Here is an 18,820-nt window from a genome sequence, read left to right as displayed (position 1 = left end):
ATTCGTTATATTTGCATCATTGATGAGACAAATATAACGCAAGTGTAGTGCCCAGAGTAGTTAGGAAGTGAGTTCAATGATTGCAGGCATTGGTTGCGATGTTGTTAATGTTGCGGATTTTGCGCAGCAAATGCAAGATGGCAATGGGTGGCGCTCGCTATTTTCTACGCGTGAGCTTAGGCAGTGCGCTATGCGAGCACACTTAAAAAACGACGCTGAGGCGATTCATATTGCGGCTCGCTGGGCTGGTAAAGAGGCGGTTATAAAAGCGTGGTGCGAAGCGATGAGCACTCTTGGTTTGCAATATCCGTATACTTTAGACAACACTCCTTGGGCAAGTATTGAGATTTTAGATGATTCGCATGGATGCCCAAGCGTTCATCTTGATACTGCTGTTAACGAGAAGCTTATGCAATCTTTGAGCACGGTTCCTATGATTAAGACGCAGAATGGTCTTTCTATTAGATGGCATGTTTCTTTGAGTCACGATGGTTTGCTTGAAGACGCATCTGCAATCGCCTTTGCGTTTGTGATTCTAGAAATAGCTTAGATATTTTGCGATTTGCACTGCCTGGTTTTGTTTCTTTTCCCGCGTTTGTTCCTTTTTTGGGTCAAATGGTAAACAAAAGCAGGCATGTCATCGTGTGTTACAACGCTCTTGAGTATCTAAGTGGAGTGTCGAAAGTTGATTTAGGTCTAAGTAGTCTGTATAATTGTTCGAGTTGCTGTTTTGCAAGGTATTAATAGCTTGCAAAATTTGCATATTGCGGATGTAGCTCAATGGTAGAGTATCAGTCTTCCAAACTGATGACGCGGGTCCGATTCCCGTCATCCGCTCCACTTTTATTCTTACTTTTGTTCTTATTTGATTCCATTTTGTTTTCATACACACATGTTTTAAGCTGTTTGCGCATGTTGGTATTGTTGTAACAGTTAAACACGTAAAACATGTGTCTGGAGGGATTTTGGGACAGTTTATTGTACGTGTAATTGCAAGTTTAGTTTCTATAGCAACAGCTCTTGTTGTAAATTCTGCTCCTGCGTTTAAAGTAGAAAATCGTTTGGATTTTAAGAATGTTGCTTCCAAAGTCGCAGATGTCGCAGATGGTGAAAATAGTGCGGAATTGTCAGATAATGGCACTAACACTGTTGAAGAAGATCAATTAAATGCGTTTTCTAATGGCGATTCACGCAATGATTCTAAGTTGCCTAAAAAAGTGGCATCTTCCTTTACAAACAAAGACGAAGTTGTTTCTTCAAAGTATGCGATTGCAGATAATGGAGAATTAAAGTCACTTAAAACTGGCCAAACTGTTACCGACTCTAAGCTTGTTGGAACTAAAGATAAGCAGCCAGATCCACTAGCTAAAAGTAACGGTGAGCGCTTTACGCCTATAACTGTTGGCGATTTGCGAAAAGAGATAAAGCGCGAAAATTCGGGCAGCACTAATGCTGATTCTTCTACCACCAATAACACTCCGATTTCTAGCAAAAAGCGTGTTGAAAATAAGCGTTCTCTTAGAAGAAACAAGGTTGTTCTTATAAGCTCTAATCAAAAAAATCCCGAAGAAACTGACTCAAACGAAAAGAGCCAGGAGTCACAAGCTTTAGAATCTAGAACCTCCACGTATACAACTTATGGATCGGTGCGTAAGATTTCTTTGCCAACAAACGGCTTTGGCACTAGGTGGGGAGACTACAACGGAACTCAGGCATTCTATGATGGCAATGGAAGCCTGTTTGCATACAATGCTAGTGGCGTGATTGATGTTTCCGAACATCAAAAAGAAATTAACTGGGCTGCAGCTAAGGCAGCTGGCGTAGAAGGCGCGATTATACGTATTAGTTACGGCTGGGAAAACGGCTACGATAAATACGCTTTGCGAAATATTAGAGAGTGCAAGCGTTTAGGTATTCCATTTGGAATCTACATGTATTCTTACGCCGAAAAACCAGAAGATGGTGCTAACGAGGGCGCAGACGTTGCAAGTCTTCTTAGGCGTGCAGGCGTTAGCCCAGGCGACCTTTCTTATCCTGTTTACTACGATCTTGAAAAATGGGTTTGGGCTGGCCACACTGCTCCAACTAGCCCATACGTTTACCAAAACATTGTTTCGTCTTGGTGGAATCAGCTGTATAACGCAGGATACACAAATCTTGGCATTTACTCGTATGCAAACTATTTGAAAGGCCCGCTTAATTCTCAATACATTCACGATCGAGCAAGTTGGGTTGCTAGCTACGGCGCAACTCCGCTATTTAACATTAGAACGGCGTTGCGCGGATGGCAGTACACGTCTAAGGCTCGCATATCTGGTATTGATGGAAATGTTGATGTTAGCGCGTTTGGAACTGGTCCAAATTCTCCAGTAACGCAAACTAGCGTAGACTTTACGTGGATTATTCGCAATAACGATATTGCTGTTGGAGCTGCTGTTACAGGCAATTTGAATAGACGCTTGGAATATCGTTGGCTTTCTTACGATTTATCCACTAAGCAATGGAATACAATCTCTGATTGGAGTGTTGGCAATTGGGCATCTTGGGTAACAAGCAATGGCGATTATTGGCTTCATTGCGAAGTTCGCGATGCTTACACTTATAAGTCTCTTGGAACTAAAACAATTGCCTTCCACTACCAAGTAAATAATCCTGTTGAGCCTGAGTTTGTTGGAAAAACGATTGTTTCTGGAACTTACGCAGCTTGGCAAGGAAGTAGCGTTCTCTTAGGCGCTGTAACGAATAATCCTAGTGGATATACGATTATTAAGATTTACGATTACAACGCTAAGCAGTGGGTGAGCCAATTTAAGGGGCCATGGGCTTTGTGGAGTCCTCATCCTGGAATTTATTGGACTCATTTCGAAGCGTATTCAAAAGATGGTAAGCTTCAAGACACTAAGACTTATGCTTTTGGAGTGTGATTCTTAATCTTTATGTAACTTTATGTAAAGATAGAAAAAGTCAGTAAATAAAATAAAAAGACCGTGCGTAAACAGCTCGGTCTTTTTGTTAAATTAAGTTATTAATTTATTTTACTAATCTTCAAACAAATCTTTAGATATAATAATGCGATTTTCAGCAACCTGCTTTAAGTGCTTGCCATAGTTGCTTTTACCATATTTTTCTGCAGACTCAAGTAAACGCTCGCGACTAATCCACTGATTTTCGTACGCAATCTCCTCAAGCACTGCGATTGGCAGCCCTTGCGCTCGCTCTATTGTGCGCACAAATTCGCCCGCTTCGTAAAGCGAGTCCATTGTGCCAGTGTCTAGCCACGCGTATCCGCGGCCAAGAGTCATAACGTTTAGAGAGCCATTTTCTAAGTACATTTTGTTAAGGTCTGTAATTTCAAGTTCTCCGCGCGCGCTCGGCTTAACTTGTTTTGCAAACTCTGTAACTCTGGAATCGTAGAAGTATAAGCCTGTAACAGCATAATTCGATGCTGGATGTTCCGGTTTTTCTACTATGCTAACGGCCTTGTGATTTTCGTCAAATTCCACAACGCCGTATCTTTCTGGGTCGTCTACGTAGTAGCCGAATACTGTAGCGCCGTGTTCTACGTGTGCAGCGCGCTTTAGAATTGCTCCCAAGCCATTTCCGTAGAATATATTGTCTCCAAGAACAAGCGCGCAAGAATCGCCATTTATAAACTCTTCTCCGATTATAAATGCTTGAGCAAGTCCGTCTGGCGATGGCTGAACTTTGTAAGATAAGTTGATTCCAAATTGCTCTCCGCTTCCAAGCAGCCTTTCAAAATTCGGCAAGTCTTGAGGAGTGGAAATCACAAGAATATCTCGGATTCCAGCCATCATAAGCACGCTAAGAGGGTAATACACCATTGGCTTGTCGTAAACTGGCAAAAGCTGCTTAGACGTTACTGTAGTAAGTGGGTATAGGCGTGTGCCAGAACCGCCAGCAAGAATAATGCCTTTCATCTTTGAAACATCCTTTACTTGTTGTTTTGTTCAATTCTATTTACGTAAGATTCAAGCAAATCTTCCCAATCGCCTGGCGTAAATCCAGTGGACTCGATTTTTTGCAAGTCAAGTGCGCACTTGTGTGGTCTAGGAGAGCCATTAGATATGCGCGTGTAATCGTCTACGCGATTTGCTTCGATTTTGCTTGTGTCTACATTAAGTTGTGTAAACACTTTTTTAGCAATATCGTGCCAAGACGCGATTTTGCCAGATCCTGTAAGATTGTATGTTCCGTATTGTGCCTGAGTGTTTAGAAGATGGAACATGCCTTTTACTAAGTCGCTTGCAAAAGTGAGTCTGCCAGTTTGATCTATTGGTGCTTGAACACTAACAGATTCGCCATTTTTGCAACGGTTTGCAAAGTCAATCATTCGCGTTACAAAGTTTCGTCCTTGCCCAACAATCCAGCTTGAGCGAATAATATAATGCTGTGGAACATTTGCTACTAGAGAATCTGCTGCAGCTTTTGTTTCGCCGTACACGCCTAGTGGCGCAAAGTCTTCGTTTTCTTTGTGATTTTCTTGAGTGCCGTCAAAAACATAGTCGCTTGAAATATGCACAAGAGTAATGTGGTGTTCTTGCGCAATTTTTGCAAGATTTGCCACTCCTTTAACGTTGCTATTCCACGCGGCTCTTCGCCCTTGTGGCGTTTGCGCGCCATCTACAGACGTGTATGCTGCAGTGTTAATAATCGTTCCGTACAAATCCCAGTCGTAGCTGTTGTAATCGTCTTTATTTGCTATATCGAAGCTATCTAAGTCTACGTACTCAAATCCTTCTAAATCATGCTCTTTAGCATAGTTTTGTATTGCGCGACCAAGTTGACCATTGCATCCAGTTACAAGAGTGCGCTTTGGCGCCATTGGCTTTGCGTCTTTTAGCATTGGATGGTGTAAGTCTGCTTCGCTGCGCTCGGATTCTTCGAGCGGTATTGGCCAGTTAATGTGTAAATCTGGGTCTGCAAGGTTTACAAAAGTGTATGTTTTCTTTTGCTCTAGCGACCAATGTGCATTTACTAAATAAGTGTATGCTGTGCCGTCTTTCAAAGCTTGGAAGCTGTTTCCTACGCCTCTAGGCACGTAGATTGCTTTGCTTGGGTTTAGTGTGGTTGTGTACACTTGACCGAAGCTTTGCCCTGGTCTTAAATCTACCCATGCGCCAAATACTTCGCCAGTAGCAATGCTTATGTATTTATCCCATGGTTCTGCGTGGATGCCTCTGGTTACTCCGCGTTTTTCGTTGAACGAAATGTTGTTTTGCACAGGTCCAAAGTCGGGGAGACCTAGAGCCGTCATTTTGGCGCGCTGCCAGTTTTCTTTGAACCATCCGCGGTTGTCTCCGTGCACTGGAAGATCGAACACGATTAAACCTGGAATATTGGTTTTTGTAACGCTTAGTTCTTTTTCAAATTCCATAGCATCCTGCAAATTCTTTATTTTTATTAGATTTATGACTATTTTTGGCTAGATTTGCAAACTATTACATACAAGTTGCATGCAATCTTCGTACAAGCAAGCTTGACTTTTATGCGATTCACTGTCCTTGTGCTTTATATTTCGCTTCGGTTGCGCTTTTAGCGCCTTCCCACCATGCTCGATTTTCTGTGTACCATTTGATTGTTTGCTCTAAGCCTGTTGTAAAGTCTGTGTGCTTTGGCTTCCATCCAAGCTGCGTTTGCAATTTTGTGCTGTCGATTGCATAACGGCGATCGTGGCCTGGGCGATCTTTTACAAGGTCAAAGTCGTCTGCATCTTTGCCCATCATTTCTAGAATCATGCGCAAAACTGTTATATTGTTTTTCTCACCGTTCGCGCCAATCAGGTATGTGTTTCCAAGTTCTCCCTTTGTTAGGATTGTCCAAACAGCGCTGCTGTGGTCTTCAGTGTGAATCCAATCTCGCACGTTTAATCCTTGGCCGTATAGCTTTGGTCGAATACCCTCTAAAATATTTGTGATTTGTCGAGGAATAAACTTTTCAACATGCTGGTATGGTCCGTAGTTGTTTGAGCAGTTGCTGATTGTTGTGTGCAAACCGTATGTGCGGGTCCATGCGCGTACCAGCATATCGCTTGCAGCTTTTGTGGAGCTGTATGGGCTGGATGGGTGGTATGGCGTTTCCTCTGTGAATTTGGCTGGGTCATCTAATGCCAAATCTCCGTACACTTCATCTGTGGAAATGTGATGGTATCGAATGCCGTACTTTCTAACTGCTTCTAGAAGTCTAAAAGTGCCTTCAACGTTGGTTTTAAGGAATGGTTCAGGGTCTGCAATGCTGTTGTCATTATGCGATTCTGCAGCGTAGTGCACAATCGCGTCGTGCCCTGGAACAAGCTTATCTAAAAGCTCAGCATCGCAAATATTGCCGTGCACAAAATCAACTCTGTCTTCTGGCAATCCTGCAATATTTTCAATATTTCCAGCGTACGTTAACGCGTCTAATACTGTTACGTGCGTTTCTGGGTGATTGTTCACTACGTAGTGCACAAAATTAGACCCAATAAAGCCACATCCGCCAGTTACAATTATGTTTTTTGGCTCAAAGTTTGTTGTGTTACTCATGTTTTCCATAATATCCTCTTATATGCCTTTTGCTTTTTAGTTTTGATTATTGTTTATGTTTTTTAAGTTTTATTGCTTAAGATTTTCGTTTATGCTTTATTGTTTAAGCTTTCTCGCATTGCGTTAAATGCTGGCTCGGCTTCACCGTCGTAAATCATGTGTGAATGAGACAGCACTATGCAGCGAGAGCAAAGTTGCTTAATCTGATCTTCGCTGTGCGAAACAATTACCATTGTTTGCCCTCGTTTTTGCTGCTCTTTAAGCCTAGTAATGCACTTGTGTTGGAAAGCTTCGTCTCCAACTGCAAGAATTTCGTCGATTAAGAATATGTCTGGATCGCTGTGCGCTGCTACAGAAAACGCCAATCGTAAGAACATTCCAGAAGAGTAGAACTTAACTTCTGTGTCCATAAAAGGCTCTATTTCGCTAAAGTCTACTATTGATTGGTATTTATCGTCTATTTCTTCTTTTGTCATTCCAAGAATTGCGCCGTTAAGATACACGTTTTCGCGACCAGTTAAGTCGGCAGCAAATCCTGCTCCAACTTCGATTAGTCCTGCGATTCTTCCGCGCGCGCAAACTTCGCCTTCGTCTGGTTGCATAACTCCAGAAAGCATTTTAAGCATAGTGGACTTTCCAGAGCCATTCATGCCTATTAGTCCAACAGTTTCGCCGCGTTTAATAGTAAAACTAACATTGCTTAAAGCTGTAAAGTTTTGTGTCTCGTGCTTTTTAGACGGCGGTGTTAGCAAGTTTACAATCGACTCTTTAATCGAATGATTTGCTCGCAGCGAGAATCGTTTAGTAACGTTAGAAACGCTTAACACAACGTCTTCTGGAAGTGTGTTATAAGGCTTATTCATATATAACTCCTGCTGCTCTTAAAAGTAAAATCCACAAAATCTTAGTAAGCTTAAATTTCTTGAGCAAACTTGCCTTCAAGATGTCTAAATGTAACTTCGCCAATAAGTAGTACAGCAAATGCAACTACAAGGCTTTCGCAAAGTCTTAAAGACCAAGCTCCTGCAAATTGGAAAGTGCGATCTGTGGCATTTAGCCAGAATCCGCGGTGGAATGCTTCAACGCTTATTGCAATAGGATTTGCATAATACATCTCTAAAACCCATCGTGGTGCGTGAGCTGCAACCATCTGCCACGTGTAGAAGCACGGCGCAAGCCATACAGCAACCATTGCTACCAAGTCTGTAATGTTTTCTGCATCTCTATAAAAAACGTTTATTGCTCCAAAGAATAATCCAAGACCAAACGCAAACGTACACACGCTAATAAATCCGATTATTGCCACTATTACGCCTGCAAAATCTGGAATCCACCCCATGCATAATGCTCCGATTATAAGCACGATTACTTGTGGGAAAAAGTGTACAAAAGCAACTCGTAGCGATGCAAGTGGGAATAGTTCTCTAGGAAGATAGATTTTTTGTATTAAGCCAGCATTAGAAAGTATTGATCTTGTGCAATTAGAGAATGCTTCTACAAAAAAGTTTGTTACTATGATTCCGCTAAAAAGGTACAGTGGGTAGGCTTGAATGCCACCTCCGCGGCCAAGTCCTAAGAAAATTCCCATTGCAACGTAGAACACTACAAATTGTGTTATTGGCTTTACGTACGTCCAAGCCATACCGAGCCAAGAACCGCGATATCTTATGCGTACTTCTTTTTTTACAAGTAAGCCAAGCAAATAAAGGTATCTTGGAATGTCAATCAGACCTTTGCTTCTACCAGGGTGATAGATGGCGTCAGACTTTGTTGTCATCGCTGCCTTTCTTACAAAATTTGCAGTGTGCATGCACGTATAACTTTGTTAAGTTTACATTTGGGGATTGATTTGTGCTAATAACTATCACGTGTTTTGTGTTAGTTTGCTTTTGTTTATAGCTTTACTGTGCTTGGCATGTTTGAAAGTTTTTATACGCTGCTAAACTGAAAAATTATGAGTAAGCGAATTCTTGTTACTGGTGCTGGTGGATATATTGGTCGTCACGTTGTTAAAGCTCTTTTAGATGCAGGCGCTAGCGTAATTGCTTCCGACTTGCGTTTAGATGGTGTTGATGAGCGCGCAACGCGTATTGAAGCGAATATTTTTAGCGATGATGCTGATTTGTTTGCAAAGCTTGGGTCTCCAGACGTTTGCTTGCACATGGCTTGGCGCAACGGTTTTAAGCATGCTGCAGACACTCACATGGAAGATTTATCGAATCATTATCGATTTATTCGTCTTATGCTTTCGGGTGGCTTAAAGCAGATTGCTGTTATGGGTTCTATGCACGAAGTTGGCTACTGGGAGGGCGCTATTGACGAGAGCACGCCTTGCAAGCCAGCTTCTATGTATGGCATTTCTAAGAATGCTTTGCGTGAAGCTACTTTGCTTTTGGGCAAAGAGTATGATGCCACTGTTCAATGGATTCGTGCGTACTACATTGTTGGCGACGACGCTCGTGGAAACTCTATTTTCTCTAAGCTCCTTCAAGCGTCTCTTGAAGGAAAGAAGACTTTTCCGTTTACTACTGGAAAAAACAAGTACGATTTTATTAATGTAGACGTGTTGGCTAAGCAAATTGCTGCAACCGTTTTGCAAGATAAAGTAAATGGCGTAATTAATTGCTGCACGGGTGAGCCTGTTTCGCTTGCGGATCGCGTTGAGCGCTACATTCGCGAGAATAATCTTGATATTTCGCTTGAGTATGGCGCATTCCCAGATAGACCATACGATTCTCCAGCAGTTTGGGGAGATAATAGCAAAATCCAAAATATTATGAGTGATTTTCTAAAATAGTTATTGCAAATCGTAACTTTTCTGGATTTTTAATGCTAAATTATGGTTTTTAGAAAGGATTAACATTGCGTGAAACATTGCAAAACGTTAAGCGCCCATGCATATATTTTGTTCTTCCTTGCTACAACGAGGAGCCTGTTCTTCCGCAGACTTCTAGTATTCTTTTAAGCAAAGTTACTTTTCTTATTGAAAATAAGATTATTTCGGATTCTAGCCGTATTCTTTTTGTGGATGATGGTTCTAGAGATTCAACTTGGAATATTATTTGCGATTTACACCAGTCGAATCCTTCGCTTTTTGGCGGTGTAAAGCTTGCGCATAATCGCGGTCATCAAAATGCTTTGCTTGCTGGCTTAACTACAGCATATAAATCGGGTTGCGATGCTGCAATTTCCATGGACGCTGATTTGCAAGACGATGTTGATGTTGTTGATCAATTTATTGCAAAATATGTGGAAGGCTACGAGGTTGTGTATGGCGTTCGCTCGTCTAGAGAAACAGACACGTGGTTTAAGCGCAATACTGCATTAGCTTTTTACAGTGTTTTTAAGTGGATGGGCGCAGAAACCGTTCCAAATCATGCCGATTATAGACTTATGGGCAAGAATGCGTTGAAAGCTCTTTTGGAATACAAAGAAGTTAATCTTTTCTTGCGTGGCATAGTGCCGTCGATCGGCTTTAAGTCAACAAAAGTTGAGTATGTACGCGGTAAGCGCAAAGCTGGTGTGTCTAAGTATCCGCTTAAAAAGATGATTTCGTTTGCTGTAGACGGCATTACGTCTTTTTCTACTAAGCCTTTGAGTTTTGTAACATTTGCAGGATTCGCGTCTATTTTAGTTTCGCTATGCGTATTTGTTTACGTAATAGTTTCCGTTTTGCAAGGGAAAGCAGTTGCTGGTTGGGGCTCTGTTATGTTCTCAATGTGGTTTATTGGCGGATTGATTATGCTTTCAATCGGCATTGTGGGCGAATATATTGGAAAGATTTATATGGAATCTAAGCATCGCCCACGTTACGAGATTGAAACTACTATTTAGGTATTTAGGTATCTAGGTATCTAAATTCTTAACTTCTACTTAGTGCTTATTTTGCACTGGTTCAGAGAATTTTACGACTATATACTTGTTATCTAAAACAGTAGTGCATTTATTTGAAGGCCAAGAAGGCAGATTTTGTACGGCCTTTTCTGCGTTTATATAAGCGGATTCTAATACAGGAGTTTCCATCTTAAATCCAGTAGCTGAGCGTATAAAACCAGCTTTTACCCATGTGCCGTGAAGAGTTGAGAATCCAATCTCAAACATTGATCGCCCAATAAGTTCAAGCTGATCTGACTTAAATTCACTAGGATTGTAGTCTGCTATGTGATTGCCAACGAATACTACTTTAAGCGGATTTTTATGATTTGCTTGTATTGCTTCTATTCTTCTAGCAACATCTTGAGCAATGTAATAGTCTTGGTTGTAAGTCATGTATTCCGTGTAATACAAGCGATTTACTGTAAACGACTGACTTAATCCAATAATTGCAAGAAGAACGCACGCAATAATCGTTGTTAAAGTCTTTTTGCTAAATTGCATAATGTAATGCAACAAATACATGCATGCAAAAGCGCCAGCAAGAGGGTAGGTTAGTTCCGTTCGTGCTATTCCAGATGTGCCAAGTATTACGCTCATCATCATAGGGCTTGCAACTATAGCAATAGCAAAAATAATAGTAAAAGCGTTAAGCTCTTTACGAATCACTTGAACAATAGTTAATAACACTAAAGCGATTAATGCGATTGTTATAAATACGCTATGGAATATTGTTCTTCCTAGATACATGCTTTTTGCATGCGAAAGTATAGCATGAATGATTGTTGATATAGGGTCTTTACCCCAACGCATTTGTTCTTTAATGTACGGATCAACGAAGGTGTGGTTAGTGGCGATAACAATTTTGTTCAAAATCGCATAGCATGCATAGCTTGCTATAAACACGCAAATATATGTAAAAACGTAGGCTACTATGTTCTTGAATTTGCATGCATAGCTTCCTTTAACCATTAATGCAATCATTGCTGTTCCAGCAACAAAAACAGTAGTCATTGCTAAGTAGAGAGTAAAACCAAAAATTGCAAAAATAAGTGCCATTAATGTGTACGTTAAAAGAGTCTTAAGTTGCTTGCGATTTTGGTACGCGTTATGCGCACACATAAGCGATATGCTAACAAACATTAGCGCACAAGCTACGTCATCTCCCATAAGCAAGAATCCAAGCATTTCTGCAAGAATAGGAGCGCTTATAAACGGAATCATAAATAAAGCTGGGTGGAATTTTGTTCCTAAATTGTGCGCTTTGCTAAACAAATATGCCCATGTTGTTGCGGAGGCAAAAAGCGCAAGAATCATTAAGATTCCAGCTAATGAATTGTTATACCAGTATCTTCCTGTAACGTACTTAAAAGCTAGCAATCCAAAGCGTTCTAGGCGTATCCAAGAATTGTAAAGAGCCTTAGATCTAGAGATCATCTCTTCTGTGTCTATAGAAAAAGTATTAGAAAAAGCTTTTTGACCGTATGCAATAATCAAAAAAATTGCGCTTATTGCAAGTTCAACAACATTAGATTTACAAAAATAAATGAAGTCTTTAAAAGAATATGTTTTTTCTATAATTGCTCTAGTTGTGCTAGTTGAGTTGCTTTTTTTGCCGCATTTTGCAAGTGTAGCTGAATCTTGTAGTTGATTAGTGTTTAATTCTTTAATACAACTAGAGTCTGCTTGATTCATACTACAACCCTTCTATGCGTTTAATCTACATGCGCTACTTACAATTGTATTATAAGATTCTATACATGCTCAACAAGCTATAAGGATTACGTTTAGTAGTACAATAGACATGGTTTGTGCTGTTTTACTGATTAGTGTGCAATGGAGACGATTTATGAATCCTGCAATTTCCATAGTTGTTCCTGCGTATAACAAGGAGCCGTATATTAAGCAATGTATGGATTCACTTATTAATCAAACTCTTAAAGACATTGAGATTATTGTTGTTGACGACGCTAGTACAGATAATACTTTGCAAATTCTTCGCGATTACGAGAAAAAAGATTCTAGAGTAAAAATTATTGCTAAGGCTTTGAATGGCGGATTGCACATGGCTCGTAAAACCGCTGTTAAGGCAACTAGCGGAGATTACGTTCTTTTTGTTGACGCAGACGATGAGATTGAGCTTAAAACTTGCGAAGTTCTTTACTCGTACGTTAGTAGTCATCCCGCAGATATATTGCATTTTGGTGTTTCTATTCATCCAGAAGGCAAATCGGACGAAGATTTTGCATACAGTTACGATCAAATGTATGCGCAAACCAATGGGGATCAATCGGGAGACAATATTATAAAATCGTCGTTCTCTAGCGATTTTCCGCATTGGATGCCTTGGAATGTAATAACAGCACTTTTTAATGGCGATTTAATACGCGCTTCTTTTGAAAAAACAGTTTCTACTAGACTCACTAAAGTCGAAGACGCATACGAATACTTTGTAACGGCATCTTCTGCTAATACTTTGAAGGACTTAACGGCGTTCCGCGCGCTTAAATACCATATTGGCAGAGGAATTTCTGGAAGATCTAAAATAAGCGTTGAAAGATTTAGCACGGAACAGCAATACATTAAAGATGTTGTAAGCGCTGTTTACGATTTTGCTGGCGATTTTGCTAAAGAGTCTTCGATGAAAAGTCACAAGCAAACCGTTGAAGAAGCTGCAAAATGGTTTAATAATCGCGCTTTGAAAATAGTAAAAGATGAGTTCTTTACACGTCTAAAAGTCGAGGATTTTCAAGAAGCCATAAACGCTGTTATTGAAACATGGGGATTAGAGCGTGCGTGCTTGATTGTGCTCGAAGAGCTTGTGCACCTTATGAATCAAGTTGTAGAAGATGATTGCGTAATAAAACACGGCTCCGTTTGTGATGCTCTTCTTAACGTTTACCGAAACATTAAACCAGATAGTTTTAATGGTTCACAGAACGCAACTTATGCTGAGCAAGTAGACTTAATGTCTTTGCATATTATGCAGGTTCATAAGCAAAGATATGAAGAAGAACAAAAGCGTTTGCAAATTGAAGCGCAAAAACGTTACGATGCAATGCCAGCGTATAAGCGTTTTGCAAAAAAGATAAAAAAGTCAATTAAAAACTTAACTAAACCAAATAATGATAAGTAAAAGTTAAAAAATAAATAAATTTGCGATTAAACAAATTACAAAATTACACAATAGAATAATCAAGGATAATTAAAGGTAAATCGGGAGATAACATGATTTTGGAAAATCCAAAGCGCTTGGGCATTTTCTTCTTCTACGATGCGCAAGGTCACGCAGACCGTTATGTGTCTACGTTGCTTGATGGATTCAAACCATTCTTTAACGAGCTTGCGATTGTAGTAAACGGCAAAATCGACGAACCAAGCAAAGCAATGCTTAAAAGCTATGCGAATAAGTTTATTTTGCGCGAAAACAAGGGTTTTGACGTGTGGGCGTACAAAACTGCAATGGATTCTTACGGTTGGGAGAATCTGGAAAAGTTTGACGAAGTAGTGTTATTTAACGCTACGATTATGGGGCCAGTTTATCCGTTTAGCGAAATGTTTAACGCTATGAACGCAAAAGACCTTGATTTTTGGGGCATAACAAAGTTTCATAAGGTTAATGGAGACCCGTTTGGATACAGTCCGTACGGATATTTGCCAGAGCATATTCAATCGCATTTTCACGCATACAGAAAAAGCTTTGTTCAATCCAAAGATTTTCAGGATTATTGGAATAATCTTCCACCAATCAACAGCTACTTTGAGTCGGTTGGATTACATGAATCTGTGTTTACAAAGCGATTTGCAGATAAGGGTTACAAGTGGTCTGTATACGTTGATACGAGTGATTTAGAAGGCTACTCTTACGGTCCAATAACGTATGCTGCAAGGCAGATTGTGGAATATAAGCGTTGCCCGATTTTTAAGCGCAGGTCTTTCTTCCACGATTATTCCGATGTTTCTACGCAATCTGTTGGAAACCAAGCATTAGACTTATACGAGTATTTGCGGGATCACACCGATTACAACACGGATTTGATTTGGGAAAATGCTTTGCGAAGCATGAATATGGCAGATTTGATGAAGAATCTTCATTTGCGATACATTTTGCCGCAAAATCAGATTGTAGAAAACTCATCAACAGCTACATCAACATCTACTGCAACTGCTGCTAAGCCTACATCTAAGCCAAAAGTCGCGTTGTGTATGCATTTGTATTACATGGATTTGCTTGAAAAAACGATTCAATATGTGCAATCCATGCCAGAAGGATCGGATATTATCCTAACTGTAGGATCGAAAGAAAACCAGCAAATCGTGAAACAACGCGTGAAACAACTTCCGTATAACGTAGACGTGCGGTTGATTGAAAATCGCGGTAGAGATGTGAGCGCATTCTTAGTGGGCGGCGGCGCAGATCTTATGAAGTACGATTACGTATGCTTTGCTCACGATAAAAAAGTAACGCAATTATCTCCTCGAAGCATAGGCGACGGATTCGCATACAAGTGCTTTGAGAATATTCTTGCAAGTAAAGAGTATGTGCAAAACGTTATAAATCTATTTGAAACGCATCCGCGACTTGGAATGGCAATGCCAACGCCGCCAAATCACGCAGACTACTTCCCAGGATTTACATACACTTGGGGTCCAAACTTTGAAGGCACAAAGAAATTCCTAGAAAAAACGTTAGGAATTAGCGTTCCGTTAGACGAAAACAAAGACGCTATAGCTCCGCTTGGCACAATGTTTTGGTTCCGTACAAAAGCACTTCACGGGCTATTGGATAGAAAGTGGACTTACGAAGATTTCCCAGCAGAACCGCTAAAAATAGACGGAACGTTGTTGCACTTTATAGAGCGAGCATACGGGTATGTGCCGCAAGCCAACGGATATTACGACGCATACATATTCTCCGACCACTTTGCGCGAATAGAAATGACGAATCTAGAATTCGATGTTCGAGAACTATCAAAATCTGTTAGCACGCCGTGGATTAAGCACAATTTGGAAGAAACTTGTAGAGAAGTAATGCGCGGAAAGCGCTTCCGCTACACTGTTTTAAGAGTGCTAAAAAGTATTGCAAAACGCGTATTTTATAAGGCTTTGTACATAGCTCAAAGAATTGTACACATTGGTCGTAAAGGTAAAGAAGATGAGTGATATAAGCGTAGAAACATCGTTGCCAAAACTCGTGCGCGCAAAAAAACCGCGACTTTTCTATTTGGATTGGATTCGCGCAATAGCTGCGATTTTGATTGTTGTAACTCATTTTAACAATCCGTATTTGGAGCCTACGCGATTCTTTGTAAATAGGCCATTTGGAATTTACATTGGCGGATTAGGAGTATCGCTATTTTTGATTATTTCTGGCGCTGCTCTTATGTACAACTATGGCGATAGAGAAAGCCTGGATTTGCGCACATTCTACACAAAGCGCGCAAAAACGTTGTATCCAATGTTCTGGGTGGCATTTGTAGTGGCGAATATTTTACTGTTTATTCGCAATAATGGCTATATTTTTGTACCAAGGCATAAAATAACAGCAATTTTTTCGCTTTTTGGAATGGATGGCTACGCTTCTGCATTCGGTGTAGGCACTTTTTATGTTCTAGGCGAGTGGTTCTTAGGGTTCATAATACTGTTTTACATAGTGTTTCCACTTTTAAGAGTTGGCGTAAATAAAATGCCAATAGCAACTGTTTGCATTGTGTTGGCTCTATATGTTGTAACAGTTGTGTTCTTTATGTTTTACCAGATTCCGCGAGTGCCGTCCGACATTCTTTTAACAACAAGATTGCCAGAATTAGTATTTGGCATGATTTTTGTAAAGTTCATAAAGAAAGTGCCGCATTGGCTTGCTGCAGTATCTTTTGTGATTCTTGCAGCACAACAATTAACGCATGTTTTGCAAGGCAATATTGCCGTTACGATTGTAGGAATATTTGCATTCTTGTTGCTTTCTTATATTGGCGAACTTGTTAAAAGTTTTAAGCCACTAAGCGCGTGTACAAAGTTTATATCCGCATATTCGTACCCGATTTTTTTGGTTCACCACGTGTTAATAATGCAAGTGTTTACAGTAATATACCCTGTGTGGCTTAATCGCTGGCAAGCGTACGGATTGCTAATCGCAGAGTTTGTGGTGATTCTTGTGCTTTCTGTAATGCTCAAGCGTTTTACAAACTTGATTGTTGGTTTTGCGAGCAAATATTGCGTGAAAAGTAGTAGCAAGAATCGTGTTGAAAGTGCTGTGAGAAATCGCAGTGATAGTAGCAGCACGAATCGCAGTTTGGACTAAGATGCGTATTTGTTCTGGAATAATCACCTATAATCCAACTTTAACAGACGTAAGCACGTGTTTAGAAGCGCTATGCAATCAAGTAGAGCGCGTAATAATCGTAGACAATGCGTCTAAAAATGTTAAAAGTTTGCAGGAAGTTGTGAGCAAATACGCAAACGTGACTTTAGTTAAAAACAGTCAAAATATTGGTTTTGCAAAAGCATTGACGCAAGTGTTTGAATGGGCAAAATCGCAAGGTTTCAACTGGGTTCTAACGCTTAACGACGATTCTGTTGTGCCAAACAACATGATTAGCGAATACAAGAAAATCCTGGAAAATCAGGGAAGTCTTGTAAATCAAAAAAATGCAAAAAATGCAAAAATCGCAATTGTATGCTCTTTGCTAAAAAACCGTTTAGACGGCACGATTTTACACAGCAAGTGTCACGAAGACGAATGCATAACGTCTGGAAGCTTAACAAGCGTAGAAGCGTGGGCTAAGATCGGCGGATTTGACGAATGGTTGGAAATTGACGGAGTAGACTTCGACTTTTCAAGGCGACTAGTGCGCGCTGGGTGGAAAATCGTAGAGTGCCAAAACGTTATAATGGAACACCAAATCGGCAAAGCGCGCTCAATAAACTTGATTATAAAACACCCAATCGTGTGGAATCACAACGCAAATCGCAAGTACTACATAGCGCGAAATATGCAAGTAGTGGACTACAAAATGGGAACATACTCGTACGCTAAGTCGTTGCGTGCAGTTGTGCGAGATATGATTTTTGTTGCGCTGTGGGAAAAGAATAAATTTGCTAAGATTCACGCGATGATACGCGGATTTAAGGATGGGCAGCAAAAGATTCGTCAAATGCGCAAAATCTCATCTTGTAAAGCAGAGCAGAACGCGGTTTGAAAGGATAGCAATGATAGCAATGGAAAATTATGCTAAAAACGAAAATCCGCTAGTTTCTATAATCGTGCCAGTCTACAATTCTGCAAAATATTTGAGCGGATGCGTGGACTCGATTCTTGCGCAAACTTACAAAAACATAGAGCTGATTTTAGTAGACGACGGATCCAAAGACGACTCGGGTAAAATTTGCGATTCATACGCATCAAAAGATTCGCGAGTTAAAGTAATACACCAACAAAATGGCGGAATATCGCGCGCGCAAAACGCAGGGCTTGATGCAGCAAGTGGGGAATTTATAGCGTTTGCAGACAATGACGATATTCTAGATTGCAAAAATATTGAGATTTTGTTAAACGCGCTTTTGCAAAGCGGAGCTAGCATGAGCAAAGCAAAATGGCAGCAATTTGGGATAAGTAGCTTAGAGCAGATTAAAAGAGAAGCTGGCTTGGGTGCGCGTGGCTTGGGTGCGCGTGGATTGGGTGCGCGCGGTTTGAGCGCGAGCGGATTAGGTACGGAAAAATCGCAAGCAACCGCGCGTTTAGAGAGCGCGACTCAAATAAAAATCGTAGAAAATCCGCTAAAAGCGTATCAAACTGTATTTTGCAAAATATTTAGAATAATCGGAAACAAGCTGGGCAAAAACAGCGAAGCGCTCTACTTTAACGAAGCGAATTGGTGCAGGCTGTACAAGCGAGAGGTTTGGCAGGGAGTGCGATTCCCAGAAGGAAAGTTTGCGCAAGACACGGCGATGGCAAGCGTGCTGTACTCGCGCATGAATTGCGTGGCACATGTGGACGAAGTGCTGTATTACTGGCTGCAACGCACGGATTCCGTAACGCATAAAATGCGAGACGCGGGCTTTTACCACGATCATATAGACGCAGTTCGAGCAAATTGGGATTTGTGCTTAGAGCACAACGTTTTGCCAGCAAGAAGCTACTACACAATGGTTGGGAATTTGCGTTACGAGCGATGCGCGATGAAAAGCGGAGAAAATACGCTTAATGGCGGAAAAAATAGCGACGCAGAAATCCAAAAAATATACGAAAAAAATTATGCTAAAGACGTAGAATTTGCTAAATCAGCTGTTAAAAAGCTTACGATTTTACAGCGCGCGCAATGTTTTACGATGGCGTGTGTTAGGAATCTTGAAAAAATAATCTACGATTGCAAAATCAAAAATATGAAGTAATGCATTAAAAACATAAA

15 protein-coding genes and 1 tRNA gene are annotated in these 18,820 nt (G+C 40.6%); 10 read left to right on the top strand and 6 right to left on the bottom strand.

Annotated features, from left to right (window positions below; translation table 11 throughout):
* The first annotated feature begins 76 nt into the window (after positions 1 to 76).
* The 3 genes from D0T20_RS05775 (at position 77) to D0T20_RS05765 (ending at position 2,924) form a co-directional block, all read left to right on the top strand.
* Entirely contained in the window at positions 77 to 550 is a 474-nt protein-coding gene (locus D0T20_RS05775; RefSeq protein ID WP_116438669.1) for a holo-ACP synthase, read from the top strand.
* Between the two features lie 216 nt (positions 551 to 766).
* Positions 767 to 840 (top strand) — tRNA-Gly (locus D0T20_RS05770).
* A gap of 125 nt (positions 841 to 965) precedes the next feature.
* Positions 966 to 2,924 carry a GH25 family lysozyme gene (locus D0T20_RS05765; RefSeq protein WP_162862699.1) on the top strand — a complete coding sequence of 653 codons (1,959 nt, stop codon included), beginning with the start codon at positions 966 to 968 and terminating at the stop codon, positions 2,922 to 2,924.
* Positions 2,925 to 3,038: 114 nt separating this feature from the next.
* Here the strand turns inward: D0T20_RS05765 and rfbA are convergent, their stop codons facing one another.
* The 5 genes from rfbA to D0T20_RS05740 form a co-directional block, all read right to left on the bottom strand.
* The gene (rfbA, locus tag D0T20_RS05760; RefSeq protein WP_016636204.1) at positions 3,039 to 3,938 is read right to left on the bottom strand and encodes a glucose-1-phosphate thymidylyltransferase RfbA; all 900 of its coding nucleotides are present in this window, start codon (positions 3,936 to 3,938) and stop codon (positions 3,039 to 3,041) included.
* Positions 3,939 to 3,952: 14 nt separating this feature from the next.
* Entirely contained in the window at positions 3,953 to 5,395 is a 1,443-nt protein-coding gene (locus tag D0T20_RS05755; RefSeq protein WP_116438667.1) for a sugar nucleotide-binding protein, read from the bottom strand.
* A gap of 118 nt (positions 5,396 to 5,513) precedes the next feature.
* Positions 5,514 to 6,548 (bottom strand): dTDP-glucose 4,6-dehydratase, encoded by a 1,035-nt coding sequence (gene rfbB / locus D0T20_RS05750; protein WP_004129905.1) that lies wholly within the window; start codon positions 6,546 to 6,548, stop codon positions 5,514 to 5,516.
* 80 nt (positions 6,549 to 6,628) lie between these two features.
* A complete protein-coding gene (locus D0T20_RS05745; protein ID WP_373271617.1) occupies positions 6,629 to 7,300 on the bottom strand; it encodes an ABC transporter ATP-binding protein in 672 nt (223 codons plus the stop codon).
* A gap of 152 nt (positions 7,301 to 7,452) precedes the next feature.
* Entirely contained in the window at positions 7,453 to 8,316 is an 864-nt protein-coding gene (locus tag D0T20_RS05740; RefSeq protein ID WP_162862698.1) for an ABC transporter permease, read from the bottom strand.
* Positions 8,317 to 8,493: 177 nt separating this feature from the next.
* Here D0T20_RS05740 and D0T20_RS05735 point away from each other — a divergent pair, with 177 nt between their 5' ends.
* The gene (locus D0T20_RS05735) at positions 8,494 to 9,336 is read left to right on the top strand and encodes an NAD-dependent epimerase/dehydratase family protein (protein ID WP_116438665.1); all 843 of its coding nucleotides are present in this window, start codon (positions 8,494 to 8,496) and stop codon (positions 9,334 to 9,336) included.
* A gap of 65 nt (positions 9,337 to 9,401) precedes the next feature.
* On the top strand, positions 9,402 to 10,373 hold the full coding sequence (locus D0T20_RS05730) for a glycosyltransferase family 2 protein (RefSeq protein WP_116438664.1): 972 nt from the start codon (positions 9,402 to 9,404) through the stop codon (positions 10,371 to 10,373).
* 39 nt (positions 10,374 to 10,412) lie between these two features.
* Here D0T20_RS05730 and D0T20_RS05725 read toward each other — a convergent pair whose 3' ends face one another.
* On the bottom strand, positions 10,413 to 12,107 hold the full coding sequence (locus D0T20_RS05725; protein WP_116438663.1) for a glucosyltransferase domain-containing protein: 1,695 nt from the start codon (positions 12,105 to 12,107) through the stop codon (positions 10,413 to 10,415).
* A gap of 154 nt (positions 12,108 to 12,261) precedes the next feature.
* Between D0T20_RS05725 and D0T20_RS05720 the strand changes: the two genes are divergently transcribed.
* The 5 genes from D0T20_RS05720 (at position 12,262) to D0T20_RS05695 (ending at position 18,803) form a co-directional block, all read left to right on the top strand.
* Positions 12,262 to 13,548 (top strand): glycosyltransferase family 2 protein, encoded by a 1,287-nt coding sequence (locus D0T20_RS05720; protein WP_116438662.1) that lies wholly within the window; start codon positions 12,262 to 12,264, stop codon positions 13,546 to 13,548.
* Positions 13,549 to 13,640: 92 nt separating this feature from the next.
* Positions 13,641 to 15,575, top strand: coding sequence for a rhamnan synthesis F family protein (locus D0T20_RS05715; protein ID WP_116438661.1), 1,935 nt, complete (start codon positions 13,641 to 13,643; stop codon positions 15,573 to 15,575).
* Positions 15,568 to 16,713 (top strand): acyltransferase family protein, encoded by a 1,146-nt coding sequence (locus tag D0T20_RS05705; RefSeq protein ID WP_162862697.1) that lies wholly within the window; start codon positions 15,568 to 15,570, stop codon positions 16,711 to 16,713. Before D0T20_RS05715 ends, D0T20_RS05705 begins: the two co-directional genes overlap by 8 nt.
* 1 nt (position 16,714) lies before the next feature.
* Complete coding sequence (locus D0T20_RS05700) at positions 16,715 to 17,611, top strand: glycosyltransferase (RefSeq protein ID WP_116438660.1); 897 nt, start codon at positions 16,715 to 16,717, stop codon at positions 17,609 to 17,611.
* 19 nt (positions 17,612 to 17,630) lie between these two features.
* On the top strand, positions 17,631 to 18,803 hold the full coding sequence (locus D0T20_RS05695) for a glycosyltransferase family 2 protein (RefSeq protein ID WP_116438747.1): 1,173 nt from the start codon (positions 17,631 to 17,633) through the stop codon (positions 18,801 to 18,803).
* The last annotated feature ends 17 nt before the right edge of the window (positions 18,804 to 18,820 follow it).

The sequence above is a fragment of the Gardnerella piotii genome, from assembly GCF_003397585.1.
Lineage (GTDB): Bacteria > Actinomycetota > Actinomycetes > Actinomycetales > Bifidobacteriaceae > Bifidobacterium > Bifidobacterium piotii.
The sequence above is the reverse complement of the archived record's forward strand: the minus strand, read 5'-3'. Positions and strand labels throughout refer to the sequence as shown.

Excerpts from the sequence above, each read along its gene's own strand:
- D0T20_RS05775 (WP_116438669.1), top strand. The coding sequence starts at position 77 with ATGATTGCAGGCATTGGTTGCGATGTTGTTAATGTTGCGGATTTTGCG.
- rfbA (WP_016636204.1), bottom strand. The coding sequence starts at position 3,938 with ATGAAAGGCATTATTCTTGCTGGCGGTTCTGGCACACGCCTATACCCA.
- D0T20_RS05755 (WP_116438667.1), bottom strand. The coding sequence starts at position 5,395 with ATGGAATTTGAAAAAGAACTAAGCGTTACAAAAACCAATATTCCAGGT.
- rfbB (WP_004129905.1), bottom strand. The coding sequence starts at position 6,548 with ATGGAAAACATGAGTAACACAACAAACTTTGAGCCAAAAAACATAATT.
- D0T20_RS05740 (WP_162862698.1), bottom strand. The coding sequence starts at position 8,316 with ATGACAACAAAGTCTGACGCCATCTATCACCCTGGTAGAAGCAAAGGT.
- D0T20_RS05735 (WP_116438665.1), top strand. The coding sequence starts at position 8,494 with ATGAGTAAGCGAATTCTTGTTACTGGTGCTGGTGGATATATTGGTCGT.
- D0T20_RS05725 (WP_116438663.1), bottom strand. The coding sequence starts at position 12,107 with ATGAATCAAGCAGACTCTAGTTGTATTAAAGAATTAAACACTAATCAA.
- D0T20_RS05720 (WP_116438662.1), top strand. The coding sequence starts at position 12,262 with ATGAATCCTGCAATTTCCATAGTTGTTCCTGCGTATAACAAGGAGCCG.
- D0T20_RS05715 (WP_116438661.1), top strand. The coding sequence starts at position 13,641 with ATGATTTTGGAAAATCCAAAGCGCTTGGGCATTTTCTTCTTCTACGAT.
- D0T20_RS05705 (WP_162862697.1), top strand. The coding sequence starts at position 15,568 with ATGAGTGATATAAGCGTAGAAACATCGTTGCCAAAACTCGTGCGCGCA.
- D0T20_RS05700 (WP_116438660.1), top strand. The coding sequence starts at position 16,715 with ATGCGTATTTGTTCTGGAATAATCACCTATAATCCAACTTTAACAGAC.
- D0T20_RS05695 (WP_116438747.1), top strand. The coding sequence starts at position 17,631 with ATGGAAAATTATGCTAAAAACGAAAATCCGCTAGTTTCTATAATCGTG.